The sequence below is a fragment of the Salinicola sp. RZ23 genome, from assembly GCF_003206675.1.
Classification (GTDB): Bacteria; Pseudomonadota; Gammaproteobacteria; order Pseudomonadales; family Halomonadaceae; genus Salinicola; species Salinicola endophyticus.
Map to the genome: position 1 here is coordinate 266,351 of NZ_PZJK01000015.1, position 26,093 is coordinate 292,443.

24 protein-coding genes and 1 pseudogene are annotated in these 26,093 nt (G+C 65.2%); 8 read left to right on the forward strand and 17 right to left on the reverse strand.

What is annotated here, in order from left to right; all coding sequences use genetic code 11:
- Positions 1-35: 35 nt before the first annotated feature.
- The 5 genes from glp to DOM67_RS16085 all read right to left on the reverse strand — a co-directional run bounded on the left by glp (position 36) and on the right by DOM67_RS16085 (position 3,846).
- Positions 36-1,235, reverse strand: coding sequence for a gephyrin-like molybdotransferase Glp (gene glp / locus DOM67_RS16065; protein WP_110677735.1), 1,200 nt, complete (start codon positions 1,233-1,235; stop codon positions 36-38).
- Positions 1,228-1,755, reverse strand: coding sequence for a molybdenum cofactor biosynthesis protein B (moaB, locus tag DOM67_RS16070; RefSeq protein WP_110677737.1), 528 nt, complete (start codon positions 1,753-1,755; stop codon positions 1,228-1,230). The genes glp and moaB overlap by 8 nt, the downstream gene beginning before the upstream one ends.
- Positions 1,752-2,078, reverse strand: a complete 327-nt coding sequence (locus DOM67_RS16075; RefSeq protein WP_110677739.1) for a DUF1244 domain-containing protein — start codon at positions 2,076-2,078, stop codon at positions 1,752-1,754. Before DOM67_RS16075 ends, moaB begins: the two co-directional genes overlap by 4 nt.
- 88 nt (positions 2,079-2,166) lie before the next feature.
- Positions 2,167-2,799, reverse strand: a complete 633-nt coding sequence (locus DOM67_RS16080; RefSeq protein ID WP_110677741.1) for an XRE family transcriptional regulator — start codon at positions 2,797-2,799, stop codon at positions 2,167-2,169.
- 111 nt (positions 2,800-2,910) lie between these two features.
- Positions 2,911-3,846, reverse strand: coding sequence for a histone deacetylase family protein (locus DOM67_RS16085; RefSeq protein WP_110677743.1), 936 nt, complete (start codon positions 3,844-3,846; stop codon positions 2,911-2,913).
- A 155-nt stretch (positions 3,847-4,001) separates the two neighbouring features.
- Between DOM67_RS16085 and DOM67_RS16090 the strand changes: the two genes are divergently transcribed.
- The 4 genes from DOM67_RS16090 to DOM67_RS16105 all read left to right on the forward strand — a co-directional run bounded on the left by DOM67_RS16090 (position 4,002) and on the right by DOM67_RS16105 (position 10,195).
- Positions 4,002-6,761, forward strand: coding sequence for a bifunctional acetate--CoA ligase family protein/GNAT family N-acetyltransferase (locus DOM67_RS16090; protein WP_110677744.1), 2,760 nt, complete (start codon positions 4,002-4,004; stop codon positions 6,759-6,761).
- Positions 6,762-7,066: 305 nt separating this feature from the next.
- Entirely contained in the window at positions 7,067-8,269 is a 1,203-nt protein-coding gene (locus tag DOM67_RS16095; protein ID WP_110677746.1) for a glycine betaine/L-proline ABC transporter ATP-binding protein, read from the forward strand.
- Positions 8,270-9,112 (forward strand): proline/glycine betaine ABC transporter permease, encoded by an 843-nt coding sequence (locus DOM67_RS16100; protein WP_110677748.1) that lies wholly within the window; start codon positions 8,270-8,272, stop codon positions 9,110-9,112.
- Between the two features lie 192 nt (positions 9,113-9,304).
- Positions 9,305-10,195: a glycine betaine ABC transporter substrate-binding protein gene (locus tag DOM67_RS16105; RefSeq protein ID WP_110677750.1), complete on the forward strand. Its 891-nt coding sequence runs from the start codon at positions 9,305-9,307 to the stop codon at positions 10,193-10,195.
- A 162-nt stretch (positions 10,196-10,357) separates the two neighbouring features.
- Here DOM67_RS16105 and pdxH read toward each other — a convergent pair whose 3' ends face one another.
- From pdxH to DOM67_RS16135, 6 genes are all read right to left on the reverse strand, one after another.
- Positions 10,358-11,008 carry a pyridoxamine 5'-phosphate oxidase gene (gene pdxH / locus DOM67_RS16110; RefSeq protein ID WP_110677752.1) on the reverse strand — a complete coding sequence of 217 codons (651 nt, stop codon included), beginning with the start codon at positions 11,006-11,008 and terminating at the stop codon, positions 10,358-10,360.
- A gap of 79 nt (positions 11,009-11,087) precedes the next feature.
- Positions 11,088-12,338, reverse strand: coding sequence for a hypothetical protein (locus DOM67_RS16115; RefSeq protein WP_232825285.1), 1,251 nt, complete (start codon positions 12,336-12,338; stop codon positions 11,088-11,090).
- The gene (locus DOM67_RS16120) at positions 12,335-12,733 is read right to left on the reverse strand and encodes a DUF2069 domain-containing protein (RefSeq protein ID WP_110677756.1); all 399 of its coding nucleotides are present in this window, start codon (positions 12,731-12,733) and stop codon (positions 12,335-12,337) included. The genes DOM67_RS16115 and DOM67_RS16120 overlap by 4 nt, the downstream gene beginning before the upstream one ends.
- Positions 12,730-13,374, reverse strand: a complete 645-nt coding sequence (wrbA, locus tag DOM67_RS16125; protein WP_110677758.1) for an NAD(P)H:quinone oxidoreductase — start codon at positions 13,372-13,374, stop codon at positions 12,730-12,732. Before wrbA ends, DOM67_RS16120 begins: the two co-directional genes overlap by 4 nt.
- 76 nt (positions 13,375-13,450) lie before the next feature.
- A complete protein-coding gene (gene arsC / locus DOM67_RS16130) occupies positions 13,451-13,795 on the reverse strand; it encodes an arsenate reductase (glutaredoxin) (RefSeq protein ID WP_110677760.1) in 345 nt (114 codons plus the stop codon).
- A 134-nt stretch (positions 13,796-13,929) separates the two neighbouring features.
- Positions 13,930-14,355 (reverse strand): gamma-glutamylcyclotransferase family protein, encoded by a 426-nt coding sequence (locus DOM67_RS16135; protein WP_157958886.1) that lies wholly within the window; start codon positions 14,353-14,355, stop codon positions 13,930-13,932.
- A 245-nt stretch (positions 14,356-14,600) separates the two neighbouring features.
- On the opposite strand from DOM67_RS16135, the gene smrA reads away from it, so the two are divergent.
- A complete protein-coding gene (gene smrA, locus DOM67_RS16140) occupies positions 14,601-15,200 on the forward strand; it encodes a DNA endonuclease SmrA (RefSeq protein ID WP_110677764.1) in 600 nt (199 codons plus the stop codon).
- A gap of 97 nt (positions 15,201-15,297) precedes the next feature.
- Here the strand turns inward: smrA and DOM67_RS16145 are convergent, their stop codons facing one another.
- The 3 genes from DOM67_RS16145 to metH all read right to left on the reverse strand — a co-directional run bounded on the left by DOM67_RS16145 (position 15,298) and on the right by metH (position 21,356).
- The gene (locus DOM67_RS16145) at positions 15,298-15,840 is read right to left on the reverse strand and encodes a DUF934 domain-containing protein (protein WP_110677766.1); all 543 of its coding nucleotides are present in this window, start codon (positions 15,838-15,840) and stop codon (positions 15,298-15,300) included.
- Positions 15,833-17,485, reverse strand: a complete 1,653-nt coding sequence (locus DOM67_RS16150; protein WP_110677768.1) for a nitrite/sulfite reductase — start codon at positions 17,483-17,485, stop codon at positions 15,833-15,835. The genes DOM67_RS16145 and DOM67_RS16150 overlap by 8 nt, the downstream gene beginning before the upstream one ends.
- 121 nt (positions 17,486-17,606) lie before the next feature.
- Entirely contained in the window at positions 17,607-21,356 is a 3,750-nt protein-coding gene (gene metH, locus DOM67_RS16155) for a methionine synthase (RefSeq protein ID WP_110677770.1), read from the reverse strand.
- 280 nt (positions 21,357-21,636) lie between these two features.
- On the opposite strand from metH, the gene nfuA reads away from it, so the two are divergent.
- A complete protein-coding gene (nfuA, locus tag DOM67_RS16160) occupies positions 21,637-22,224 on the forward strand; it encodes a Fe-S biogenesis protein NfuA (protein WP_110677772.1) in 588 nt (195 codons plus the stop codon).
- Positions 22,225-22,490: 266 nt separating this feature from the next.
- Complete coding sequence (locus DOM67_RS16165; protein WP_110677774.1) at positions 22,491-23,492, forward strand: TAXI family TRAP transporter solute-binding subunit; 1,002 nt, start codon at positions 22,491-22,493, stop codon at positions 23,490-23,492.
- Between the two features lie 36 nt (positions 23,493-23,528).
- On the opposite strand, the gene DOM67_RS16170 is transcribed toward DOM67_RS16165, so the two are convergent.
- Positions 23,529-24,500 (reverse strand): DNA-binding protein, encoded by a 972-nt coding sequence (locus tag DOM67_RS16170; protein ID WP_110677776.1) that lies wholly within the window; start codon positions 24,498-24,500, stop codon positions 23,529-23,531.
- Between the two features lie 242 nt (positions 24,501-24,742).
- Between DOM67_RS16170 and DOM67_RS16175 the strand changes: the two genes are divergently transcribed.
- A complete protein-coding gene (locus tag DOM67_RS16175) occupies positions 24,743-25,159 on the forward strand; it encodes a SufE family protein (RefSeq protein WP_110677778.1) in 417 nt (138 codons plus the stop codon).
- 195 nt (positions 25,160-25,354) lie between these two features.
- Here DOM67_RS16175 and yidD read toward each other — a convergent pair.
- Positions 25,355-25,579 (reverse strand): annotated as a pseudogene (gene yidD / locus DOM67_RS20180) (membrane protein insertion efficiency factor YidD); the annotation flags it as partial.
- A gap of 4 nt (positions 25,580-25,583) precedes the next feature.
- Entirely contained in the window at positions 25,584-26,027 is a 444-nt protein-coding gene (hisI, locus tag DOM67_RS16185; RefSeq protein WP_198651842.1) for a phosphoribosyl-AMP cyclohydrolase, read from the reverse strand.
- Between the last annotated feature and the right edge of the window lie 66 nt (positions 26,028-26,093).

The window sequence follows — 26,093 nt, forward strand, 5'->3', positions numbered from 1 at the left end:
TCGCCGGCTATCTCCGAGCTGTTTCTGCGCCTGCGTCACGCTTCCAGCCAGAGGCACTCGACGCGATCACCAGGAGAGATGTCGCTGTGGGGCGGAATTACCGCGAAGGCGTTGGTGGCCGCGCAGGAGGTGAGCACGGCGGAGCTCTGCTCCGGGTGGGCCCGGGCCACGATGCGCTCGCCCTCGAATGCCAGGGTGGCGCGCAGATAGTGGCGGCGCCCCTCGGTGCGGGTGCTGAAGTCCGCCTCGGCTGGCACCCGGGGCAGTTCCAGTTGATCCGTGCATCCCATCAATGCCCCCAACAGCGGGCGTAGATAGAGCCAGGCGCCGACGTAGCTGGAGACCGGGTTGCCCGGCAGGCCGACCACCCGCGTGGTGCCGATGGTCCCCAGTGCCAGCGGCTTGCCGGGGCGCATGGCCAGGCGCCATAGGGTCAACTGGCCGAGCTGCTCCAGGGCTGGCTTGACGTGATCCTCTTCGCCGACGCTGACGCCGCCGGTGGTGACGATCACGTCGGCCAGTGCGGCCGCCTCGGCGAGCCGGGCGCGGGTGGTGTCGAAGCTGTCGGCGACCCGCACCTGGGCCACCAGTTCGCCGCCGAAGCGGGCGACCAGGCTGGCCAGCATCGCCCCGTTGCTGTTGTAGATCTGCCCCGGCGTCAGCGGCTGCCCCGGTTCGACGATCTCGTCGCCGGTCAGCAGCAGTGCCACCCGCGGGCGCCTCACCACCGCGATCGTCTCCAGCCCCTGGCCGGCGAGCAGACCCAGGGCGGCGCCGCCCAGGCGGGTGCCTGCCGCGAGCAGGCGGCTGCCCACGCTGACGTCGAGCCCGCGGCGGCGCACGTTCTGGCCCGGCTGGGTCGGTGGTATGCGTGCCAGCCCATCCTCCAGCGTGACGTTCTCCTGGATCGCCACGCAGTCGGCGCCGGGCGGTATCTCGCTGCCGGTGAACAGCCGCGCGCAGGTGCCGGGTGCCAGCGGCTGCGGCGCCTGGCCGGCAGCGATGCGCTGCGAGATCGTCAGTACGCCGCCGGAGTCGGCGCTGGCCAGGGCATAGCCATCCATGGCGCTGTTGTCGGCGGGGGGCACATCGAGCGCCGCGGAAACGTCCTGCGCCAGCACACGGCCAGCCGCCTCGGCGCAGGCGATGCGCTCGGGCTCGAGCGGGGCCACGCCGTCGAGCAGGGCTTCCCGCGCGCGCTCCACGCTCTCGAGCGGGGGAGTGGTTTCAGCCATGCGTGTGGGTGCCTCGTTCCGGAATCACCAGATTGGCGAAGTTGCACGGGCGGTGGCGGCTGTCGAGCTGCTCGCCGAGAATCCGATCCCAACCGGTGCGGCAGGCGCCGGTGGAGCCGGGCAGGGCGAAGATCACGGTGTGATTGGCCAGACCGCCGAGACAGCGGCTCTGCACCGTGGAGCTGCCGATCTCCTCGAACGAGACCTGGCGGAACAGCTCGCCGAAACCTTCGATGTGCTTGTCGAGCAGTGGCGCTATCGCCTCCGGGGTCGAATCGCGTCCGGTGAAGCCAGTGCCCCCGGTGGTCAGGATCACCTGCACGTCGGGATCGGCGATCCAGTTGGCGACGACCGCCCGGATACGATAGACATCATCCGGCACGATACGCTTGTCGGCCAGGCGGTGGCCGGCCCCTTCGAGCCGCTCGACCAGAGTCTGGCCGGAGCGGTCGCTCTGCTCGTCACGGCTGTCGGAGACGGTCAGTACCGCGATCGATAGCGGGATCAGCGCCTCGCTCATGCGTCCGCTCCACCATTGGCCTTGCGCTGCTGGCGGGCCTCCAGGGCGGCCAGCTGCGCATCGCTGGCCGGCGCCTGGTGGTTGGCCTTCCACGCCGAGTAGGGCATACCGTAGACGTATTCGCGCGCGGCTTCATAGTCGAGTGTCTCGCCGCGCTCTTCGGCGGCGGTCACCAGCCACTTGGAGAGGCAGTTGCGGCAGAAGTCGGCAAGGATCATCAGATCGATGTTCTGCACGTCCTTGTTGGCATCCAGGTGGCGCAGCAGGCGGCGGAAAGCGGCCGCCTCGAGTTCGGTACGCGTGGCGTCGTCGAGATGTTGCATCGGTAGTGGGCTCCTCGGATCGGGAAGATGGGGTCCCATGGTCGGCATGGGCGGGCGAAGAAGGGGCCAGACAATCGGTGTCGCCTGACTAGTCACCTTCACCGGGCGTGCAGACCGACAGCACCACGGCATCGGTGTCGCTGGTGGAGACCAGCGCATGCCCCATGTCGCTATCGAAGTAGAGTGAATCACCGGTGGCCATGGCGAGCGGTTCGTAGAATTCGGTGTAGATCAGGATCTCCCCCTCCAGCACCATCAGGAACTCTTCGCCGGCGTGGCGCACCCACTCCTGGAATTCGTCGAAGCGGCGTGCCCGCACGATGGTCTTGAACGGCACCATGCGTTTCTGCGCCAGCTGCCAAGAGAGTAGCTCATGTTCGTAGGTGGGCGTGGGGTGCTGCTTGCCGTCGCCACTGGGTGTGAGATCGCGCCGCCCTCGGGCGTGGGAGCGTGACTTGGCCGGGGTCAGCAGTTGCGGGAGATCGATGCCCAGCCCGGTGATCAGCTTCTGTACCGCGCTGAAGGTGGGTGAGATCTGGTCGTTCTCGATCTTGGACAGGGTCGAGCGGGCCAGCCCCGTGCGCGCACTGACGTCGCCCAGGGTCCACTGATTGGAGAGGCGAATCTGCTTCAGCCGTTCACCCAGGCGCAGGGGCTCGACGAAGGGCTTGCGGCCCGAGGCGATGCGCAGCGCGGCATCCTGATCGTTGCTGGCGGCCATGAAAATCTCTGTCTGGGTCGGTGTGGGCCCAGAATATCACAGCGCCGCGGGCCGGCTCTGCCACATGACGACGTCGCGCGTGACGAAAGCGTCGCGGGAGTGGCTGTCGGGCTAGCCAGGATAGGGCTGGCCGAGCAGGGCGGTGAGGTGCGCTTCGACACTCAACGGCAGTGCCTTGGGGTGATAGCCGCCCTCGAGTACCGAGACCAACTGCCCCCCGGCATGGCGGCGGGCGACATCCATCGCCAGGTGGGTGATCCAGTAGAAGTCGCCGTGCTCCAGCGCCAGTTCACCCAGCGGATCGTCGCGATGAGCGTCGAAGCCGCTGGAGAGCAGCACCAGTTGCGGGCGGTGGTGCTCCAGCGCCGGCAGCCAGTCATGTTCGATCGCCAGGCGGAAGTCGCGGCTGGCGGTGCCGGCCGGCAGCGGCGTATTGACCACGTTGGGCCAGTCGCCCTCGAGATAGCGCCAGGGGTAGAACGCCTCCTGGTAGCTGCTGCAGACCAGCACGCTCGGGTCGTCGTGGAAGATATCCAGGGTGCCATTGCCCTGGTGGACGTCGAAATCGAGGATGGCGATGCGCTCCAGACCGTGCACGGCCCGCGCATGCGCCGCGGCGACGGCGACGTTGTTGTAGAAGCAGAATCCCATCGCCAGTGCGCGTTCGGCGTGATGCCCGGGTGGGCGCACGGCACAGAAGACGTTGTCGGCGCGGTTGCCGCAGACCAGGTCGACTCCCTTGATCGCGGCACCGGCGGCGAGGGCTGCGGCCTCGAGTGTCCAGGGCCCCATGCGCGTGTCGTTATCCAGTGTCTGCAAGCCGTTTTGGGGACGCTGGCGCGCGAGCGTTTCCAGGTAGTCTGGTGTATGTACGCGGGCCAGTGCCAACTGACTCGCTGGCGGCGCCTCCGATTGCATCGTCTGCTGCAGCAGGCCGCTCAGCATCAGGCGCTTGCGGATCGCCTCGAGACGCACGGGAGCTTCCGGGTGCGAGTCGCCCATGTCGTGCCGAACGAGGTCAGGATGCGTGAGGTACGACGTGATCATCGGCGGTTTCGACCCTCCGGGGCGCTGGCGTACTGGGGCGGGGCCACCGCGCCCATGGGTTCGAGGCGGTATGGCTAAATCCCGACCGGGGCTCAACGCAGAGGCGCTGAGCGTGTAGGGTTGAAATAACCATAACCCGAGCCGTGAGGTCCACCGTGGCCACGCAATTCCTGCGTCGTTTTTTCGCGCCCCAGTCACTGGTCGTGATCGGAGCGTCCCCCAAGCCTGAGTCGCTGGGAGGAGTGGTATTGCGCAATCTGCTGGAAGGGCAGTTCGACAAGCCGCTCTGGGCGGTCAACCCGCGCGGTTATGCCGACGTGCATGGTGTCGAGTGCCTGCGCCGCATTGCCGATCTGCCACGCCCACCCGATCTGGCCGTGATCTGCTCGCCGCTACGCAGCCTACCCAAGGTGATCGATGACCTGAGTGCGATCGGCGTACGTGCCGCACTCATTCTATCCGGAGGCGCCTCGCTCGAAAGCGAGGCGCCTTTGCGTGGGCGCCTGCAAAAGGCGATCCGGCGTTCGGGCATGCGTGTGCTGGGGCCGGAGTGTCTGGGGGTGGCGGTGCCCTCCCGGCGGCTCAACGCCACCTATGCCGCGCAGCCGATCGCCGATGGCAGCGTCGCCTACCTGGGGCAGTCGGGCATGCTCGGCAATGCCATGATCGACTGGGCGGCGGGGCGCGAGGTGGGGTTCTCGCACCTGGTCACCCTCGGCGACAGCCTCGACGTGCGCCTGCCCGATGTCATCGACTATCTCAACCTCTCCAGCAAGTGCCGGGCGCTGCTCCTGCACCTGGAGAGCATTCGCAATGCGCGCCACTTCATGACCGCCCTGCGCGACGCCTCGCGCAACCGCCTGGTGCTGGCGATCAAGAGCGGGCGTACCCCCCAGGCCACCCTCGACAGTCTCCCGGAAACACCCGGGATCGAACGCCGTGATGCGGTGATCGAGGCCGCGCTGGCGCGAGCCGGGGTGGTCCGAGTGGAGGACTCCGATGAGCTGTTCGATGCGCTGGAGACCCTCTCCCGACTCAAGCCGCCGCGGGGTGATCGGCTGGCGATCGTCTCCAACGGCGTGGGGCCGGCGCTATTGGCGATCGACAAGCTGATCGATGGCGGTGGCCAGCTGGCGGAGTTCGGCGAGACCACGGTGACGGCGCTGCTCGAGGCGGGGCTCGACGTCAGCCGGCCGGGGCGCAACCCGATCGATCTCGGTGGCTCGGCGACCCCTGCGGACTATCTGGCTGCGCTCGACATCGTCACCCGCGACGCTCAGGTGGATGCGGTTCTGGTGCTTCATGCGCCGACCCGGCTGGCTCCCGCGCAAGCTACCGCCGAGGCACTGATCGCCGCACGGGAGCGCTATCGCCACCGACTGCTGGTGAGTTGGATGGGTCTCAAGGAGGCGCTGGTGGCGCGGGCTGCCTTCAATCGCGCCGGGATTCCCAGCTACCTGTCGCCGGAGAAGGCGGTGCGCGCCTTCCTGCACCTGGTGCGCTATCGCCGAGTACAGGCGCTGCTGCACGAGACACCGCCCTCGCTGCCGTTCGACTCTAGCCCCGAGATCCGCAAGCGTTGCCATGCGCTGATCGAAGAGTCACTGCGGCGTGGGCGTGATCGCCTGACCCACGAGGAGACCGCCCAGGTACTCGCCGCCTACGGTATCGAGAGTGCGCCCAGTCGCTATGTGGCGGACTTCGAGGAGGCCGAGCGTGCCACCCAGGCGCTGCCGGGGCCGTGGGCGGTCAAGGTGGTGCATCGCGACAACTGCGAGCCATTTCGCTACTGGCGGGAAGCCTCGCGTCAGACCGGCTCACTGGCCCAGGATCTGGAGCAGCCCGGCAGTGTGGTCGACGCAGTGGTGCGGCTGGGCGAACGGATTGCCGAGACCCTGCCGCAGAGCCCCATCTACAGCTACTGTCTGCAGACCATGCAGCGCGGCAAGGGCTCATGGCAGTTGAGTGCCGGTATCACTCGCGACGCCGAGCTGGGCCCGGTCATCGTCTTCGGCAGCGGCGGCTACAAGATCGACGTGATGGCGGATCGTCAGATCGCGCTGCCGCCGCTCAACATGCGCCTGGCCGAGGAGCTGATCGATCGTACCCGCGCGGGTCGGCTGATTCGCGCCCACAGCGAGGATGCCGCGGCGGAGATCACTCAGGTCGCGCAGCTGCTGGTCAAGCTGTCGCAGATGGCGGCGGATCTGCCGCGGTTGAAGGGCCTCGAGCTCAACCCCTTGCTGCTCAACCGCGATGGGCTCACCGCGGTCGATTTCGCCCTCGATCTGGGCGAGCGTGCGGTGCAGGCGATCATGCCTTACCCCGAAGAGTTGCGCGAGACGGTGACGCTGGCGGGGGATGAGGTCGAGGTGCGACCGATCCGTGGCGAAGACGCGCCCTTGATCACCCAGTTCCATACCCGGCTCTCGGAGCAGAGCATTCGCTACCGCTATTTCCACCACAAGGCGGTGCTGTCGATGCGCGAGCTGGCCCAGCTCAGCCAGATCAATTACGACCGCCAGATGGCGTTCATTGCGATCCGGCGTGTGCCGGACGAAGCGGCCGAGCCCGGGCAGGAGACACACCGGGAAGAGATGCTCGGCGTGGTCAGAGTCTGGAACGATCCCGATAATATCCGTACCGAATTCTCGATCATCGTGCGTGATGACCTCCACGGAATCGGGCTCGGGCGGCTACTGATGGAGAAGATGATTCGCTACAGCCGGCAGGTGGGCACCCTGGTCATGGTCGGCACCGTGCTGACCGACAATCTGCCCATGCGGCGTCTGCTCAAGCAGCTGGGGTTCACGCTCGTCACCAACCTGGAGGAGGGGGTGATCGAGGCGACGCTGAAGCTCAATACGCCGCAGAGCGAATGGCAGCGCCACCGTCTGGAGGCGGCGCTGGATTGACGTCGGTTGATTCCCGATCCATTGGGTCCATGCCGGCGCTGTTGCTACCGAGGAGGATACCGCAGACGAGGGGAGGGACCGAGCGCCACTGGATTGTGCGCCAGTAGAGATGACGCCTTGAATGAGTTTTCAATTACAAATCATCGTCGTTTGAAGGGTTTTCTATAATTTCGTATGATGCGACCGGGCCGAGCGCGTGTAAGCCATCAGAAACACTGCGTATCCAAAGCCATACAGTGTGTCTTCGACGGACTTTTGGTGACACTCGCGCGGGACCTTTTTGCTCAGCCACACCAGGCCACAAAATGACAAATGCACAGCAAACCAAGATTCAAGTTCGTAACTTGAGCAAGGTGTTTGGTAGCGACACCAAGAAAGCGCTCCAGCTACGTGACCAGGGACTCAACCGATCCCAGATTCTGGAGCAAACGGGGCAGACACTCGGCCTTTCCAACATCGATTTCGACGTCCGCGAGGGCGAGCTCCTGGTCATCATGGGGCTTTCGGGATCCGGTAAGTCCACCCTCATCCGCTGTCTCAACCGTCTCATCGAGCCCACCGAGGGCGACATCATCATCGACGGGGAGAACATTCCCCAACTGAGCGAGAAGGCACTGCTGCAGTGCCGTCGTCGGCACTTTTCGATGGTGTTCCAGAACTTTGCCCTCTTTCCCCACCGTACGGTTCGCATGAACGCCGAGTATGGGCTCGAGATTCGCGGCATACCCAAGGAAGAGCGGGCCAAGAAGGCGGCCGATGCGCTCAAGCAGGTCGGTCTCGAAGGGTGGGAGGACTCCTATCCCAACCAGCTATCGGGCGGTATGCAGCAGCGCGTCGGCCTGGCACGGGCACTGGCCAACGACTCCAGCGTGCTGCTGATGGACGAAGCCTTTTCGGCACTGGACCCGCTGATTCGGCGTGACATGCAGCAGGAGCTGATCGAGCTGCAGCACCGCATGCAGAAGACCACCATCTTCATCACCCACGATCTCGACGAGGCGCTCAATATCGGCGATCGCATCATCCTGCTGCGCGATGGTGAAGTGGTGCAGATCGGCACCCCCGAAGAGATCCTCACCTCACCGGCCGACGACTACGTGGCGCGCTTCACCCAGGGGGTCGATAGATCGCGGGTGGTAACGGCACGTCGGGCGATGCGCCCGGTGAGGGCGACTGCCCGCGCCGAGGATGGTCCGCGAACCGTTCTGCGCAAGATGGTCGAGAGCAGTCTCGACTCGATCTATGTGATCGATCGTGAACGCAAGCTCCTCGGCATCATCGATGCCGAGCAGGCCGATGAAGCGGCCAAGGCCGGCGCAGAGTCCATTCGTGACCTGATCGATGACGACTATCCCTGTGTCGGACCGGACGAGTCGCTCTCCCGACTCTATTCGATGTTCACCAATCGGCACTGTCCGATCGCCGTGGTCGACGAGGAGAAGCGACTGCTCGGTGTAGTGGTCAAGGGCGCAGTACTCGAACAACTGGCGACAGCGGGAGAGGCATAAATGGACTTCGAGATTCCAAGAATTCCGCTCGGCAGTTGGATCGAGAGCGGCCTGAACTTTCTGACCACCGAGTTCTCCGGCGTGACGCGGGCCATCTCGCGTACCACCCAGGCGGGTATCAATCTGCTCAACGACGGCCTGATGTGGCTGCCGGAGTGGGCTTTGCTGGGGCTGATCGTGCTGCTGTGCTGGCGGCTGAGCGGGCACCGGCTCGCCATCGGTGGGGCACTGGGTCTGGCGCTGATCTGGAACCTGGGCCTGTGGAACCCGATGATCCAGACGTTGACCCTGGTGGTGATCGCCACCCTGGTGGCGGTGGTGATCGCGCTGCCGCTGGGGATTCTGGCCGCGGTCTCCGATCGCTTCTATCGTGTGATCATGCCGATACTGGATTTCATGCAGACGATGCCCGCCTTCGTCTATCTGATTCCGGCGATTCCGTTCTTCGGCATCGGTTCGGTCTCCGGCATCTTCGCCACGGTGATCTTCGCGATGCCGCCGGCGATCCGCTTCACCACGCTAGGGATCCGCCAGGTGCCCACGGAGCTGGTCGAGGCTGCCGATGCCTTCGGCTCGACGCGGACCCAGAAGCTGGTCAAGGTGCAACTGCCGCTGTCGCTGCCGACGCTGATGGGGGGGATCAACCAGACCATCATGCTGTCGCTGTCGATGGTGGTGATCGCCGCCATGATCGGTGCCAACGGTCTGGGCAGCGAAGTGTGGCGGGCGATCCAGCGCCTGCGCCCGGGTGATGGCTTCGAGGCGGGGCTCGCGGTGGTCATCATGGCCATGCTGCTGGACCGTCTGACGCAATCCTTCCGCGGACGCAAGCGGGCCAAATGACGGGGTGCCGCCGGCCCATCGCTGGCGGCGCTCCACTACCCGAGTTCGGCGCGTCGGCCCAGGTCGACGCGAATGCTGCCGCCCGCGGTAGCCTCGGGTCACGGCCTGGAGGTCGCGACCCGCGGTCGGTACCGAGCGTTAGTACGTCAAGTCAGTACGTCAAGCCAAATCAAGCACAAGAAGGGGAAGTCGATGACACGCAATCTACTGTCGCAGTCGGTTCGTTACACCATGCTGGCCATGGCCGCAGGGATCAGCCTGGGTGCCGGTACCGCCCAGGCCGAGGAGAGCAAGGGCACGATCAACCTCGCCTACGTGGAGTGGGCTTCGGAAGTCGCCTCCACCAACGTGGTGCGCGCGGTGCTCGAGCAGGAGGGCTACAAGGTCAACATGGATTCGCTCTCCGCCGCGGTGATGTGGCAGGCGCTGGGTACCGGCGATGCCGACGCGATTGTCGCCGCCTGGTTGCCGACCACGCATGCTGACTATCTGTCGAAGGTGAAGGACGAGGTCGTGGATCTCGGCCCCAATCTCGACGGCACCAAGCTTGGGCTGGTGGTCCCCGAGTACACCTATGAGAAGGTCCCGTCGATCGCCGATCTCAACGCCAATGCGGATCTCTTCGATGACAAGATCGTAGGGATCGATCCGGGCGCCGGCCTGATGTCGATGACCGAGAAAGCGATGAAAGAGTACGGGATCGATGACCTCTCGCTGCAGTCGAGCAGCGGCGCGGCGATGACCTCGGCCCTGGCCAACGCGATCCAGAATCACCAGGACATCGTGGTCACCGGCTGGACCCCGCACTGGATGTTCGCGCGCTGGGATCTGAAGTACCTCGAGGATCCCAAGAAGGCCTACGGTGATGCCGAGCACATCGATACGGTCGTTCACAAGGGGCTCAAGGAGCGTATGCCGCAAGCCTACGCGATCCTCGACAACTTCTACTGGACGCCGGAGCAGATGGGCGAAGTGATGCTGATGAACCAGAAGCCGGGCAGCGACCCGTACGAGAATGCCAAGAAGTGGGTCAGCGAGCATCCTGACGTGGTCAAGAAGTGGACCGAGGGCACTGCCGAGTAAGTTATCGGCCAGGCCGCCGCGTCGGCCACCACCCCCCGGAACGAGAACGCCCGGTCGTGACGACCGGGCGTTTCTGTGTCTGTCCCCAGGGCTATCTTTCTCTCTATTCTTTTCTGTTTCCGTCTTTGCCTGGCCGGGTCATCGAGCCCGGCCGGCATCGCCTCAAGGGGCCAGACGGGTACGGTGCCAGGTGACGTCGTGCTCATCGTGGCGTGAGTAGCGCACACGGTCGTGGAGACGGCTGCGCTGCCCCTGCCAGAACTCCATCGTGTGCGGCACCACGCGATAGCCACCCCAGTGCGGCGGGCGCTCGACCTCCTTGTCCGCATACACCTGCTCGAAACGGGCCAGACGCTCCTTGAGCCAGTCGCGTCCGGGGATCTCGACGCTCTGCTGGGAGACCCAGGCTGCCAACTGGCTCTTGCGCGGGCGGCTGGCGAAGTAGTCGTCCGAGCGTTCGGTGGCGACCTTCTCGACCCGCCCCTCGACGCGTACCTGGCGCTGCAGTTCCGGCCACCAGAACACCAGCGCGGCGTGGGCGACGTGGGCCAGCTCGTTGCCTTTCTGGCTCTGATAGTTGGTGTAGAACAGCAGGCCGTCCGGATCGACCCCCTTGAGCAGCACGATGCGCGCATGCGGGTAGCCGGCGCCGTCGATCGTGGCCAGGGTCATGGCATTGGCATCGAGCCCTTCGCTGGCGATCGCCTGTTCCAGCCAGTGGTCGAACAGGGCCATTGGGTCGTCGGGGGTGTGCTCGGGTGCCAGGGACTCGCCCTCGTAGTCGCGGCGCAGGCCGGACAGATCGCTCATGATGGTTCTCCGTTGGCGTGTCTTTGAATGTCATCATTGCAGCCCGGCGGCCGACGTCAAGCCGTTACTCATGCGGGCGGCATCATGCCGCGGCGGCGTGCAGCGCCAGGACTGCGCCGCAGGCAAACCAGCCACCTACAGCGTAGGCCAGATTCCAGCGCAGCATGTGCCGCACCTTGATGCCGTAACGTACACAGATCGCCAGGTTGCTGCCGGATAGCGGGCTGCTGCCGGTACCCAGCGCCCAGCTCATCAGAAACAGCATGCCGAGCAGCGTCGGGTCGGGGTGCAGCGGTGCTACCAGGGGGGCCAGAGTGGCGATGCCGATCAGCGGATGCACGCCGGTGAAGGCGATGGCCACGATCAGCCCCAGGGCAAACCAGGCCTGCCAGTGGCCGAAGTGCGACAGCGGCAGGTCGAGCCCGTCGGGCAGGCTCGCCAGCAGTGCCGCCAGCCCGGTGGAGATGACCCCAGCGGCGAGAAACAGCGCGAACTGCGGTGCCAACCCTTGCAGCCCCTGAGTGAAATGGCGTCGCAGACGCGTACGGCGGTCGTTGCGCGGCATCAGCAGCAGGGCGAAGGGCGGTGCCACCAGGGCTATGATCAGCGGGATCGAGAGCGTCGGCCAGAGCAGGTGGAGGGCGATCACCGCGACCGCCAGCAGGCACGGCAGCAGCAGGGCGCTGCGCTCGATCGGGTAGCCTTGGAATGGCTCATCCAGGCGTGCCACGTCGGCGAGGTTGACCAGCAACAGCGCCGCACCGGCCAGCAGACCCCAGGGCAACAGCGCCAGATAGTCGAGCCCGGGCGCATAGGTGAGCGCAACGCCCATGGCGACAAAGAAGGGTGACCAGGTCGCGGCGGCGGCGAAACTGCGGCCGAGAATCGATGCCTGGGTGCGGTTGAGACGGCCATCGCGCTGCATGCGTTCGCCGAACAGGAACACCACCGACAGATTGATCGCGGCGCCGAACAGGTGCGCCCCCAGTAGCGTCCCCAGGCGGCTGCCGCTGCTCGCCTCGCCACTACGCACGGTCGGAGTCGCCAGGGTCAGGAAGCTGACCCCGGCGAACATCATCAGCAGCGTCTGATTGGTGGTGAAGGCCTGCCATAGCGGGTACGGGGTGCCACGTAACAAGGCGACTGCCCACAGAAGTGCCCCGGCGGCCAGCAGCAGGCTTGCCTGGCGACGCGAGGCGCGTGGCAGGCCACGCAGCAGACGCAGGGTCGCCAGCCAGGCCAGGATTGCCGCCGGCCACAGCGGCCAGTCGAACAGGCTGGCGATCACGCTGAGCACCAGCATGGCCAGGATCAGCGCACCGGAGGGTCTCATGAAGGACGGCGTTGGCGCGGGCCCTGCCGGCGGAAGTAGCGGAAGGCGGAGACAGCCAGGGCCGCCGCGGCCAGCATCTCGGCGATCACCAGCGGCGAACTGCCGCCATTGGCCATGATCAGCCCGCCCTGGGCCAGATAGAGCAGCCCCACCGCGGTCAACCACAGATGGCCGCGCCGTCTGCGCAGCAGCAGCGTCGGCAGGAACAGCACCAGCGGCAGCGCCCGAACCACCAGGGCGGCGGCTTCGGCGTGGGCCTGTGAGTAGCGCCAGAGGCCGCCGACGATCAGTAGCGCCAGCAGCACCAGATAGGCCGCCCACACGCTGCGGCTTGCCTTGATCGAGGCCGCGGACGGGCCTTCGCCGGGGGGCTCGGCATCGAGTCGTTCACTCATCCACGCGCCTCCCGCATCCGTGCCAGACCCAGTGACAGCTCGGCGATCCGCCGGCCCTGGGCCCGCGCCAGGTGGCGCTCGTCGTCGTCGACCTCGCGGGAGCCATCGGCGCCGGCGACATGGCTGGTGCCATAGGGCGTGCCGCCACTACGGGTATGAATCAGGCGAGTCTCGCTGTAGGGCACGCCAGCATAGACCATGCCGTGGTGCAGCAGCGGAATCAGCATGGTCAGCAGCGTACTCTCCTGGCCACCGTGCAGGCTCGCGGTAGAGGTGAAGGCGGTGGCCGGGCGATCCACCAAGACACCGTTCATCCACAAACCGCTGGTGGTATCCAGAAAGTATTTGAGCGGTGCCGCCATATTGCCGAAGCGGGTAGGGCTACCGAGTGCCAGCCCGGCACACTGGCGTAGATCCTCCTCCTCGACGTAGATCGCCCCCTCATCGGGGATCTCCGGTGCGGTCGCTTCGCTGACCGGGGAGACCGCCGGGACAGTGCGCAGACGCGTCTCGATACCGGCCACGCTGTCGACGCCCTTAGCGATCTCGTCGGCCAGGGTCCGGGTAGCGCCGTGGCGCGAGTAGTAGAGAACCAGCACGTAGGGCATGTCGTTGCCCCGGGTCGCGGTATCAGAGCCCATCGGATCTCCTCAGAAGCGGGTAGCGTAGTGGGGTAGCGTCTTGGCATGACGCCAGGGGCCGGGCATCGAGTGGCGTTCAGATCAACTGCAGTACGGCTTGCGGAGGGCGCCCGATGACCGCGTACTCACCATCATCGACGATAGGGCGCTGCAGCAGCCGGGGATGGGCGGCGATGGCATCGAGAATTTGTGCCAGCGTGGGGTCGTCGATGCCCATCTGGCGCCACTCGGACTCATCACGGCGCAGCATCTGCGGCGCGTCGTCGCCCAGCCGACGCGCCAGCGAAGCGAGCTGTTCGCGATCGAGGGGATCATCCAGATAGCGGTGCAGGGTGACATTGATACGGCGTGATTCGAGCAGCGACAGTGCTTCGCGCGATTTGGAACAGCGCGGGTTGTGATAGAGCGTGAGCGTGGGCATGGCGCCTGCAGGTTCGGTCGAGGGAGAGAGTCTGCATTGTACGTTCGCCCCGGGCGAGGCTCAAACGAGAGACGTCTAGGGTGATCCTGTCACTACCAAATTTATACCGTTATCTAACATTTTTGATAATCGCCTCAAGGATCGATGAGTCTGTAGATCCAGACGATGCTGCCATCCTCGAGCTTGACGCTTTCGCGTTGGTAGCGCACACCGACGCGCTCATAGCGATCGAGTGCGCGCAGCTCATTTGGTGTGACGCTGATGATCTCACCCTCTACTTGACCACCGTCGTCCGGGATCACATCGAGATCCTGTTTACGATAGCCAGCCAGGGTGGCAGGGCGGCTATCGCCGGCGCGGCCGGTCACCAGCCAGCGAATCCCGCTATATCGCAGGGTGCCATAGACGAAGACATCCTGTCGTGGAATGCGCGTATCCACCATCGCAGGCTCGGCGGGGTGGTAGCCGTAAGGACTCTTGTAGGTGTACCAGAACCAGCCGGCGGCAGTGACGAGCAGCACGAACAGCGCAATGAAGATCCATTTCAGCGTACGTAGCATGGGCGTATCGATGTTCCTGAGCTTGAAGTTAGGGCCAGTCGGCACGGTGATCGTGACGGTGTGCCCTGGAGCATAGCGGTGCTTGCGCGATGGCGGGAGTCCGCAAGCGATGATTGAGGCAGTCGCCGATCCTCGTGCTAGCATTCGAAGAGGCTGATTCGTCTATCAGCCATGTGTCATCACGTCGCGTCACCACATCGCCCGCGGTGCGCGGTGCCCGAGCCGATCACAGGAGGAGCGCCATCATGAGTCATGCCACCAACGAGCATCAGGCCTTCCGACAAGCTTTGGGCAATGACGTTCGCCCGCTGACCAAGGGTGGCGACAAGGCCAGGGTAGAGCGGCGTCGCGGAACACCTTCGGAGGCACAGCTGGCTCGCCGCGAGAGCGCACAGCAGGGGCTCGCCGACGAGCGCGATTTCCTGTCCGACGAGTTCGTCGATCTGGTCGGTGCCCACGATCCGATCGAGTACCGCCGCGACGGTATTCAGATCGGCGTCCTCGAGCGCTTGCGTCATGGCGGTTACGCCGCCGAGGCGCGTCTGCATCTGCTGCGCATGCCGGTACTCGAGTGTCGCCGCGCCCTGTTCGGTTTTCTCAAGGATGCCTACGGCCACGACCTGCGCAGCGTACTGATCGTGCACGGGCGCTCCAGCGAGGACGACGGCCGTGCCAATGTCGTGCGCTCCTATCTCCATCACTGGCTGCAGCAGTTCGAGGAGGTGCAGGCGTTTGCCTCGGCGCCACCCCATCAGGGCGGGCTCGGCGCGACCTTCGTGATGCTGCGCAAGTCGGAGCGGGCCCGCGCCAACAACCGTGAAAGGCAGCAGAAGCGGCGCGGCTAGAGAGCGCGGGAGTCCGCGCCAAGCCCGGACAGAGGAGTAACGTACAGCCATAAAAAACCCCGGTGTGAACCGGGGTTTTTTCGTCGCTGAGCCGGGTTCACCCAGCTCGATGCTCACGCAGACGGCGGGCGAACAGCGGCTCGTGGAGATCCACCGCCGGCTGATAGCTGACGCTGAACGCCTTGAGCGCGCGCAGCGCCGCTTCGACATCTTGGTCCTCGCGCAGGGCCAGGGCATCGAAGCCACAGCGGCTCATGTAGTAGAGCTGATCGATGAGCACATCCCCGATGGCGCGAATCTCGCCAGCGTAGCCGAAGCGTTCGCGCAGCAGCCGGGCAAGAGTATAGCCGCGGCCGTCGGTGAAAGCGGGGAAGTCGATCGCGACCAGCGCTTCCCGCTCGAGGGTGGCAACCAGCGCCGACGTCAGCTCGGTATCGCTGGGCAGCCAGGGCGCCAGCTCGCTGTCGTCGGTGTGCTCTTGCCACAGCGCCAGCGGCACGATCGCCGGACGGCTCTCGGGCAGGCTCTCCGTATCGCGGGACAGCACCCAGGTATCCTCGACCTGCTGCCCCAGCTTGATCAGCGGCACACGGGTAGTGACCACCTCGCGCGATTCGAGTGAGGTATCCGATTCAGGCATAGACCCGCTCCTTGAAAGCCTGGTGACCGACACGACGATAGGTATCGAGGAAGCGCTCGTCGTCGAGGCGCTTTTCGACGTAGACCTTCAGAACCTTGTCGATGACGTCCGGGACATCCTCGCGATAGAAGGAGGGGCCTAGGATCTTGCCCAACGATACGTCGTCGTCGGCGTTGCCGCCCAGCGAAATCTGATAGTACTCCTCGCCTTTCTTGTCGACGCCGAGGATGCCGATATTGCCGACATGGTGATGCCCGCAGGCGTTCATGCAGCCGGAAATGTTGAGATCGATCGGACCCAGGTCATACAGGAAATCGAGGTCCTCGAAGCGCTCCTGAATCGCCTGGGCGATAGGGATCGAGACCGCGTTGGCCAACGAGCAGAAGTCACCGCCCGGGCAGCAGATGATGTCGTTCAAGGTGCCCACGGTGGGGTTGGCCATGCCCAGGGCATCGAGCTGCTGCCACAGGGTCTCGATCTCGTCCACCGGCACGTCGGAGAGCACCAGGTTCTGTTCGTGGGTAACACGTAGCTCGCCGAAGCCGAAGCTCTCCGCGAGATCCGCCACCGCGTCCATCTGATCGGCGGTAATATCGCCCGGGGCCGCCTCGCGACGTTTCAGCGACAGCGTGACCGCCTTGTAGCCAGGTACCTTGTGATCCATCACGTTGTTGGTCACGAAACGGGCAAAGGCGCGATTTTCCTGGCGAAGTGCCTCGTAGGCGACGATCGCGGATTCGGCGACCGGGCGACGCGCCGGCTCGGGGAAGTGCGTCTTGGCTTCGTCCACCGCACCTTCGTTCAAGGTCTGCGGGCCATCCTTGAGATGCGCCCACTCGGCCTCGACGCGGCGGGTGAACTCCTCGACGCCCAGGGCCTTGACCAGGATCTTGATGCGGGCCTTGAACTTGTTGTCGCGGCGGCCGAACTGGTTGTAGACGCGCACGATCGCTTCGAGGTAGGTGAGCAGGTGCTGCCAGGGCAGATCCTCACGCACGACTTCCCCGATCATCGGTGTACGACCCATGCCGCCCCCGGCGAGCACACGCACGCGCAGCTCGCCGGCATCGTCGAGCCACAGGCGCAGGCCAATGTCATGGACGTGAATCGCCGCGCGATCATCGGTGGCACCGGTCACCGCGATCTTGAACTTGCGCGGCAGGTAGGCGAACTCCGGGTGGAGGGTGGACCACTGCCGGATCAGTTCGCACCAGGGCCTTGGGTCGACCACTTCGTCCTTGGCGATCCCCGCGAACTGGTCGCTGGTGGTGTTGCGGATACAGTTGCCACTGGTCTGGATGGCGTGCATCTGCACCTTGGCCAGATCGGCCAGGATCTCGGGCACGTCTTCCAGCGCCGGCCAGTTGAGCTGCAGATTCTGGCGCGTGGTGAAGTGGCCATAGCCGCGGTCGTAGCGGCGGGTGATCGCCGCCAGGGCGCGCAGTTGCGCGCTGCTGAGCATGCCGTAGGGGATGGCGATGCGCAGCATCGGCGCATGGCGCTGAATATAGAGACCATTCTGGAGTCGAACGGGACGGAACTCTTCTTCGCCCAGCTTACCGGCGAGGTAGCGATCCATCTGGTCGCGAAACTGGTCTACGCGCTCGTCGACGAGCGTCTGGTCATAGGCATCGTAGCGATACATCGGGCCGAATCCTGCTAGTCATGGATTGCCAACACGGGCACCTTAGCGCCTCTGTTTTATTCTACAAAAGAATAAATGATCATAATTTGTTGCTTAAGCGTTATTAGCCGCCGGGTCGCGCTCAGGAAGCCTGGGCGGCGGGCGCTACCGTGTCGTCTGGGTCATAGGAGAGCACCGGCGCCAGCCAGCGCTCCATCTCGGGCAGGGCAAGTCCCTTGCGCGCAGCCAGCGCCTCGACCTGATCGCGGCCGATCTTGCCGGTGGAGAAGTACTTCGAGGCCGGATGCGCGAAGTACCAACCGGAGACCGCCGCCGCGGGCCACATGGCGAAGCTGTCAGTCAGAGTGAGCCCGCTGTGCTCGGTGGCATCCAGCAGCCGGAACAGGGTCGCCTTCTCGGTATGATCGGGGCATGCCGGGTAGCCCGGGGCAGGGCGGATACCCTGATATTTCTCCGCGATCAGGGCGTCGTTGTCCAGCGTCTCCTCGGGCACATAGCCCCAGAACTCCTTGCGCACGCGTTCGTGCAGGCGCTCGGCGAAGGCCTCGGCGAGGCGGTCGGCCAGCGCCTGGACCAGGATCGCATTGTAGTCGTCGCCGGCCGCCTCATAGCGCTTGGCCAGCTCGTCCGCGCCATGGCCGGTGGTGACGGCGAAACCGCCGATCCAGTCGAGCTGATCGCGCTCCTGGCCATCCGCGTCGTAGCGCGGGGCAATGAAGTCGGCCAGGCTGTAGCAGAGTCCGTCACGCCCCTTGGTGCTCTGCTGGCGCACATGGTGTAGCCGTTCGACGACCTGCGAGCGCTGCGGGTCGGCATAAACCTCGATGACATCGTCATCGACGCTATTGGCCGGCCATAGCCCGATCACCCCGCGGGCACGCAGATGCTTCTCGTCGATCAGCCGACGCAGCATCGCCTGGGCATCGCGGAACAGGTTGCGCGCGGCCTCGCCGACCACCTCGTCGTCGAGGATGCGCGGATACTTGCCCGCCAACTGCCAAGTCATGAAGAACGGCGTCCAGTCGATGCGCGGGACCAGCTCGTCGAGGTCGTAGTCGTCGAACACCGTCAGGCCGGGTTGCGCGGGCGTTACCGGCGCGAAGTTCTGCCAGTCCGCCTGGAATCGCCGCTGGCGCGCCTCGGCGTAGTCCAGATCGGCCGCCTTGGGCCGGCGCTTGGCGTTGCGCTCGCGCACCTGGTCGTACTCGCGCCGGATGTCGGCAACGTAGTCCGACTTGTGGGTGGGCGAGAGCAGGCGGCTGGCCACGCCCACCGCGCGCGAGGCGTCGCTGACGTAGATCACCGGCTCGGCATACTGCGGGGCGATCTTGACCGCGGTGTGCGCCTTGGAGGTGGTGGCACCGCCGATCAGCAGCGGCAGGGTGAAGCCCTGGCGCTGCATCTCCTTGGCCACGTGAACCATCTCGTCGAGTGAAGGGGTGATCAGCCCCGAGAGCCCGATGATGTCGGCGCCCTCGTCGCGAGCGGTCTTGAGTATCTTCTCGGTGGGGACCATCACGCCGAGATCGATCACCTCGTAGTTGTTGCACTGCAGCACCACGCCGACGATGTTCTTGCCGATATCGTGGACATCGCCCTTGACCGTGGCCATCACGATCTTGCCCTTGGACTGGCTCTCGCCGGACTTCTCCGCCTCGATATAGGGGATCAGATAGGCTACCGCCTGCTTCATGACGCGGGCCGACTTGACCACCTGGGGCAGGAACATCTTGCCGGCGCCAAAGAGATCGCCGACCACGTTCATGCCATCCATCAGCGGCCCCTCGATCACCTCGATGGGGCGCTCGGCCGCCGCCCGCGCGGCTTCGGTATCCTCTTCGATGTAGGCGGTGATGCCCTTGACCAGGGCGTGCTCGATGCGCTTGTCGACCGCCCAGCCGCGCCACTCGAGATCCTCCTTCTTCGGCCCACCGGTGGCGTCGCCACGATACTGCTCGGCGATCTCGAGCAGGCGCTCGGTGCCATCGCTGCGGCGGTTGAGCACGACATCCTCGACCGCCTCGCGCAGGGCCGTCGGGAGGTCGTCGTAGACCGCCAGCTGGCCGGCATTGACGATGCCCATGGTGAGGCCCGCCTTGACCGCGTGATAAAGGAAGACCGAGTGGATCGCCTCACGCACGGTATTGTTGCCGCGGAACGAGAACGACACGTTGGAGACGCCGCCCGAGATCATCGCGTGGGGCAGGTGGTCATGGATCCAGCGGGTGGCCTCGATGAAATCGACGGCGTAGTTGTCGTGCTCCTCGATCCCGGTGGCGATGGCGAAGATGTTGGGATCGAAGATGATGTCCTCGGCGGGGAAGCCGATGTCGTCCACCAGCAGCCGATAGGCGCGTTCACAGATCTCGGTCTTGCGCGTGAAGGTGTCGGCCTGGCCCTGCTCGTCGAACGCCATGACCACGATGGCGGCACCGTGACGCCGGCACTCGGTGGCCTGGTGGCGGAACGAGGCTTCGCCTTCCTTGAGCGAGATCGAGTTGACGATCGCCTTGCCCTGGATGCACTTGAGGCCGGCTTCGATGATCTCCCACTTGGAGGAGTCGACCATGATCGGCACCCGGGCGATGTCGGGCTCGCCGGCGATCAGGTTGAGGAAGCGCACCATCGCCTCCTGCGACTCCAGCATGCCCTCGTCCATGTTGATGTCGATCACCTGGGCACCGTTCTCGACCTGCTCCAGCGCCACTTCCAGGGCGGTGGTGTAATCCTCCTCCTGGATCAGCCGCTTGAAGCGCGCCGAGCCGGTGACGTTGGTGCGCTCGCCGACGTTGACGAACAGCGACTGCGCCTCGATGTTGAACGGTTCGAGGCCGGAGAGGCGACAGGCGGCAGGGCGCTCGGGGATGCGCCGCGGCGCCAGGCCGTCGACCGCCCGCCGGACCGCGGCGATATGCTCAGGCGTGGTGCCGCAGCAGCCGCCGATCACGTTGAGCATGCCGCTCTCGGCGAACTCGCGCACGATCGCGGCCATCTCCTCGGCGCTCTGGTCATACTCGCCGAACTCGTTGGGCAGGCCGGCATTGGGGTGAGCGGAGACGAAGGTGTCGGCCTTGTGGGAGAGCTCCTCGAGATAGGGGCGCAGCTCCTCCGCACCCAGGGCGCAGTTGAGCCCCACCGCCAGCGGTCGCGCGTGACGTACCGCGTTCCAGAACGCCTCGGTGGTCTGTCCCGACAGGGTGCGCCCGGAGGCATCGGTGATGGTGCCGGAGATCATCACCGGCAGCCGCTCGCCGCGGGCTTCGAACAGCGCCTCCAGGGCGTAGATCGCCGCCTTGGCGTTGAGGGTATCGAAGATGGTCTCGATCAGGATCAGATCGGCACCACCCTCAATCAGCGCGCTCGCGGCTTCGGTATAGTTGTCGCGCAGGGCGTCGAAGGTAACGTTACGCTTGGCTGGATCGTTGACATCGGGGGAGAGCGACGCCGTGCGCGAGGTCGGGCCGAGGACGCCGGCCACGTAACGCGGCACGCCGCTCTCGGCGGCCACCGCATCGCAGGCCTCACGGGCCAGGCGGGCAGCCTCGCGATTGAGTTCAGGCACCAGCGCCTCCATGCCGTAGTCCGACTGCGACAGACGGGTGGCGTTGAAGGTGTTGGTCTCGACGATATCGGCGCCCGCTTCCAGATAGGCGCGATGGATCGCGCCGACCACCGCTGGTTGGGTCAAGGTCAGCAGGTCGTTGTTACCCTTGAGTTCACTGGGCCAGTCGGCGAAGCGCTCGCCGCGGAAATCGGCCTCGTCGAGGCGGTACTCCTGAAGCATGGTGCCCATGCCGCCGTCGAGAATCACGATGCGCGCGTCGAGGGTCTGGGTCAGGGTCTCGATCGACGGTCTGCGGTGAGCGGCCATGCGGATCTCCTGCGGCGGAACGGCTCGGTAAAAGGATGCGTGGATGCACTCAGGCGGCCCCAGGCTCAGTCGAGCGCAGTGGGGGCCACAGAGTAGCAGAAAGCGCGGGCAGGCGAGACTCACCGGGACTGTCGGAGGGATACCGCCACTTTCCTGACTAAATCACTCGGGATTGTCTTGGAGGCCGCTTTTTTCTACCATGGTGACCATCCACGAGATCAGAGCCCCCTAGCGTCACGACATCTCGTTTCACCACTTCTCAAGCAGAGTTCGCAGCGACATGAGCCAACCGATTCAGATCACCGAAAGCGGACAGGAGTACCTGGCCGAACTGCTGGCCAAGCAGAACGTCGAGGGCATTGCGGTGCGGGTGTTCATCACCCAGCCGGGCACGCCCTATGCCGAGACCTGCCTGGCCTACTGCCGTCCGGGCGAAGAAGAGCCCAGCGACGAGCGCCTCACGCTGGAGAAGTTCGACGTCTTTCTGGACAAGAACAGCGTGCCGTTCCTGGAAGAGGCCGTGGTCGACTTCAACCCGGACCGCATGGGCGGGCAGCTGACAATCAAGGCGCCCAACGCCAAGATGCCCAAGGTCAACGCCGACAGCCCCTTGGAAGATCGTGTCAATTACATCCTTTACAGCGAGATCAACCCTGGGCTCGCCGCGCATGGTGGCGAAATCCGCCTGATCCAGCTCACCGACGAGCAGGTCGCCGTGCTGCAGTTCGGCGGCGGCTGCCAGGGATGTGCCGCAGTCGACCTGACGCTGAAAGAGGGTGTGGAGCGCACCCTGATGGAGCGTATCCCCGAACTCGCCGGCATCCGTGACGTCACCGATCACACCGACACCACCAACGCCTACTACTGATCGTAGGCGCCGGTGGTTGCCACCGGCCCGACTGCCCGTCTCGAAAAGCGCTCGCCCGAGCGCTTTTTTCATGCTCGTTTCCCCCTTGGGCCCGCTCGTTTCCCCCTGGACCCAGCGGCGGCAGCGCTGGCTCCGCGATCCCGACCGCCTATGACCTGACAATCTGTCAATTACCTCGGCATAATCTAATATTGCCCCAGGGCGCGGCGCGCCTTCCGCTGGGCAAGAGACAGGTAGTCATCCCATAACAACAGCAACAGGCGAACATGCGATCAGGGTTAGTAGGTGGAGTGGGGGGCCGGACGCTGGCCGGCTGGCTGGCAGCGGCGGCCGTGTGGACGGTGTCGATGCCGGCGCAGGCCGTCGGGGCGATCACCATCGGTACCGGCGATACCTACGGCGTCTACTGGCCCGCGGGTCAGGAGATCTGCCACTTGTATGAGGCGGCGACCGGGCAACGGTGTCAGGCGCGCATCACCGGCGGCTCGCAGTACAACGCCACCGCGGTGCGCAATGGGGATCTGACGTTCGGTATCGTGCAGTCGGACATCCAATACGCCGCGCTGAACGGTAGCGGCCTCTTCTACGACAGCGCCCCTGCGCCGGATCTGCGTGCACTCTTCTCGCTGCAATCGGAAGCCTTTACCGTGGTGGCGACGGACCCCGGAATTCAGCGCTTCAGCGATCTGCGCGAGCGGCAAGTCAATGTCGGCAACCCGGGCTCCGGCCACCGGGTCACCCTGGATGCGCTGCTCGCGGCCCGGGGCCAATCCGAGAACGTCTTCGCCCTGGCCGGTGAGTTGCGCCCGGAAGACATGCTGCAGGTATTCTGTGCAGGGCGCCTCGACGCCTTTGTCTACGTGGTGGGGTTTCCGGTACAGGCGATCGAGGCTGCGACCCGCGACTGCCACGGCCATCTGGTCAACGTCGAGGGTGTGGGCGTGGACCGGTTGCTCGAGCGCCATCCCTACTACACCCGGGTCACGATTCCCGGTGGCACCTATGCGCACACCCCCGAGGATATCCACACCTTCGGCGTGCGTGCGACGCTGATGACGCGCGCGGACGTCGACGAGGAGACCGTTCACGCCCTGGTCGCGGCGGTATTCGCGCACCTCGAGGCGCTGCGGTCACGGCACCCCTCACTGGCGACACTCGACCCCGAGGAGATGAGCAACGCGGGGTTGACCGCGCCACTGCATCAGGGGGCGCGGCGCTATTACGAGGAAGCCGGGCTGCCGCTTCCCGAACATGACGATCCGCGTTAGACCGTCAGTCGGGGCGGGGTCGCGCAGGAGCGGCGCTCAGACAGCGGTCGGGGGCAGGGCGGCGCGGGAGAGGCGATCATGCAGCTCGCGGTTGGAGGCGCGCAGATTTTTCAGCTCGGTCTCCAGGCGCTGTTTCTCCTGCTGCAGCGTCTGCTGACGGTCGTCGCTCAGGCGGCGCTCGCTCTCGAGCTGCTCGGTGTGCGCCTTGTCGGCGCGCAGTGACTCCTGCAGCTGGGTGTACTGCCGGCGCTGCTCGGAGAGATCGATCTGCAGTCGCTCGCTGCGCTGATCCAGCGTCGACAAGCGCTGCTCATACTGCTTTTCCTGCTTGAGTCGTTCCTGGCGCGCCTCGTCGAGCAGGGTCATCAGTCGGCTCTCGGCAGCCTCGTGGCGCTTCTCTTCCTGGGCCAGCTTGGTCTGATGGGTCTGCTGCTGCTTGGCCAGCGCCTCGCGGTGCTGCCGTTCGGCCTGTTCCAGCGCCTGCTGATGGCGCTGGCAGGTCTGCTCCAGCTGGGTCAGGCGTTTCTGCTGCTGCTGCTGCTGCGCCTGTAGCGCCTGCAGCTCCGCCTGTAGATGCGCCGCTTCATTGGTCTTTTTCTCGAGCCGCTCCTGGGCGTTGAGCATGTGCTCGTTGAGCGCTGCGAGTCGCTGTTCGGCATCCTCGCACTGGCGCTGCGCGGCCTGGCTGGCCTCGTTGGCGTCGAGAATCTGCTCGTCGGCCTGCTGACGATAGACCGCAAGCTTTTCGTAGGCCGCCTGCTGCGCCTTGTCCCAGATGTCGGCGACCCAGCCCTCGAGCAGCTCCGGGCGCTCTTGGGTGCGAGGAATGCTGCTGACGGCGCTGGTGTCCTGGCGCAGGCGCCATTCGCGCAGGTGGTCGCTGATGGTGGTGTAGCTGCCGGTGCCGAGGAAATCGCGGATCTTCTGCACGCTGACCGTTTCACCGCGGTGTTTCAAGGTCTCGATCGCGCGACAGACGTCGTCGTAGCGGATGCCGTTACGAGCCATGTGGTGCTCCCTGTGCTCTGATAACTTCGTATCTTGTTCACTTCTCGGAAGCGCTTCTGCGGCGCTTTCCTTCGTTCTGCCGTCGAGTCGGTGTAGGGAACCCTGACGGCCTCGCTGACAGCATAGGCCATTTACGTAAAAACGATACGTAAAATCGATTCGTCATGGGCATGCCACCGGTGTGGCTGGGGTAGGCCGCCAAGAGCCTCTATAATGGCGCGATCGCCAACCAAGGAGAGCCCATGAGCATCGCACAGGCCCAGGCCGAACTGCTCGACGAATTCTCGATGTTCGACAACTGGATGGATCGCTATCAGTACATCATCGACATGGGGCGTCAGTTGCCACCGTTCCCGGAAGCGGAGCGTACCCCGGCGCACAAGATAGAAGGGTGTCAGTCCAGCGTGTGGATGACCGCGACACCGGAAGCAGGGCGGTTACGTTTCCGCGCCACCTCGGATGCGGCCATCGTCAGCGGGCTGATCGCGATTCTGCTGCGCATTTACGACGCGCGGGAGCCGCAGGAGATTCTCGACAGCCAGCCGACCTTCCTCGCCGAACTGGGGCTCGACAAGCACCTGTCGCCCACGCGCAGCAACGGGCTGCACGCCATGCTGGAGCGCATCCACGCCACCGCACGTGACGCTCAGGCCGCCTGAACCGCCGCGCCGCGACATCGCCTGCACTAGTCAGCGCGAGTCGCGGTCTTTGTCGTGTTCGGAGGCGGACGTGGCGTCAGCTGTTCTCTGGCAACTGCCGTCGCGTGTGCCATCGTGGGTGTCGTGGACAGGAGTGTCGTGGATAGCGCCGTCGCGGGACGTCTCGCGAGCCGCGCAGCCGCAACGATGCTGTGGCTCGGGCACCGGGTCGACGCCACCCGGGTGCAGCGGATGGCACTTGCTCAACCGCTTGAGCGTCAGCCAGCCGCCACGCCACGGCCCGTGCAGCTTGATCGCCTCCAGCGCATAGCTGGAACAGGTCGGCCAAAAGCGGCAGCGGGGGCCGAGCAGGGGGCTGATCAGGTAACGATACCCCTGGATCATCCCGGTCATGAGTGTCGTGGCGAGGCGGCGCAGCATCGGATCAGCGCGGCGTGCCGTAGAGCTCCTCGGGCGCGATCAGCGGTTCGCGATCGACCTCGCCGGTCTCTTCGGAAAGACGAATGTAGAAGCAGTCGCGGCGCCCGGTGTGGCAGGCAGGGCCGGTCTGTTCGACCTTGAGCAGCAGGGTGTCGCCATCACAGTCGAGGCGCGCCTCGATCAGACGCTGGCGTTGACCCGAAGTCTCGCCCTTGCGCCAGAAGGTCTGGCGTGAACGTGACCAGTAACAGACCTGGCCGGTCTGCAGCGTTTCGCGCAGGGCAGCGGCGTTCATCCAGGCCATCATCAGCACTTCGCCGCTATCGTGCTGCTGCGCGATCGCCGGCATCAGACCGTCGGCGTTCCAGCGGGCATTCTCGATGAGCTCGGCCAGCGACACTTGCGTGCCGGCCGCAGCGTTCTCCAGATCGTGAAACAGGCGTGACATGGTGTCTCTCGTTGGCTGGGGAAAATAGGCTCTCGCCGGGTAGGTTCCGAGGGTTCTTCAGGCGCG

Coding starts and splice junctions, on each gene's coding strand:
- DOM67_RS16145 (WP_110677766.1), bottom strand. CDS start 15,840: ATGCCTGAATCGGATACCTCACTCGAATCGCGCGAGGTGGTCACTACC.
- metH (WP_110677770.1), bottom strand. CDS start 21,356: ATGGCCGCTCACCGCAGACCGTCGATCGAGACCCTGACCCAGACCCTC.
- moaB (WP_110677737.1), bottom strand. CDS start 1,755: ATGAGCGAGGCGCTGATCCCGCTATCGATCGCGGTACTGACCGTCTCC.
- hisI (WP_198651842.1), bottom strand. CDS start 26,027: ATGTCACGCCTGTTTCACGATCTGGAGAACGCTGCGGCCGGCACGCAA.
- DOM67_RS16095 (WP_110677746.1), top strand. CDS start 7,067: ATGACAAATGCACAGCAAACCAAGATTCAAGTTCGTAACTTGAGCAAG.
- DOM67_RS16120 (WP_110677756.1), bottom strand. CDS start 12,733: ATGAGTGAACGACTCGATGCCGAGCCCCCCGGCGAAGGCCCGTCCGCG.
- DOM67_RS16115 (WP_232825285.1), bottom strand. CDS start 12,338: ATGAGACCCTCCGGTGCGCTGATCCTGGCCATGCTGGTGCTCAGCGTG.
- smrA (WP_110677764.1), top strand. CDS start 14,601: ATGAGTCATGCCACCAACGAGCATCAGGCCTTCCGACAAGCTTTGGGC.
- wrbA (WP_110677758.1), bottom strand. CDS start 13,374: ATGGGCTCTGATACCGCGACCCGGGGCAACGACATGCCCTACGTGCTG.
- DOM67_RS16100 (WP_110677748.1), top strand. CDS start 8,270: ATGGACTTCGAGATTCCAAGAATTCCGCTCGGCAGTTGGATCGAGAGC.
- DOM67_RS16170 (WP_110677776.1), bottom strand. CDS start 24,500: ATGGCTCGTAACGGCATCCGCTACGACGACGTCTGTCGCGCGATCGAG.
- DOM67_RS16150 (WP_110677768.1), bottom strand. CDS start 17,485: ATGTATCGCTACGATGCCTATGACCAGACGCTCGTCGACGAGCGCGTA.
- DOM67_RS16105 (WP_110677750.1), top strand. CDS start 9,305: ATGACACGCAATCTACTGTCGCAGTCGGTTCGTTACACCATGCTGGCC.
- glp (WP_110677735.1), bottom strand. CDS start 1,235: ATGGCTGAAACCACTCCCCCGCTCGAGAGCGTGGAGCGCGCGCGGGAA.
- DOM67_RS16085 (WP_110677743.1), bottom strand. CDS start 3,846: ATGATCACGTCGTACCTCACGCATCCTGACCTCGTTCGGCACGACATG.
- DOM67_RS16135 (WP_157958886.1), bottom strand. CDS start 14,355: ATGCTACGTACGCTGAAATGGATCTTCATTGCGCTGTTCGTGCTGCTC.
- DOM67_RS16080 (WP_110677741.1), bottom strand. CDS start 2,799: ATGGCCGCCAGCAACGATCAGGATGCCGCGCTGCGCATCGCCTCGGGC.
- DOM67_RS16165 (WP_110677774.1), top strand. CDS start 22,491: ATGCGATCAGGGTTAGTAGGTGGAGTGGGGGGCCGGACGCTGGCCGGC.
- DOM67_RS16075 (WP_110677739.1), bottom strand. CDS start 2,078: ATGCAACATCTCGACGACGCCACGCGTACCGAACTCGAGGCGGCCGCT.
- DOM67_RS16175 (WP_110677778.1), top strand. CDS start 24,743: ATGAGCATCGCACAGGCCCAGGCCGAACTGCTCGACGAATTCTCGATG.
- nfuA (WP_110677772.1), top strand. CDS start 21,637: ATGAGCCAACCGATTCAGATCACCGAAAGCGGACAGGAGTACCTGGCC.
- arsC (WP_110677760.1), bottom strand. CDS start 13,795: ATGCCCACGCTCACGCTCTATCACAACCCGCGCTGTTCCAAATCGCGC.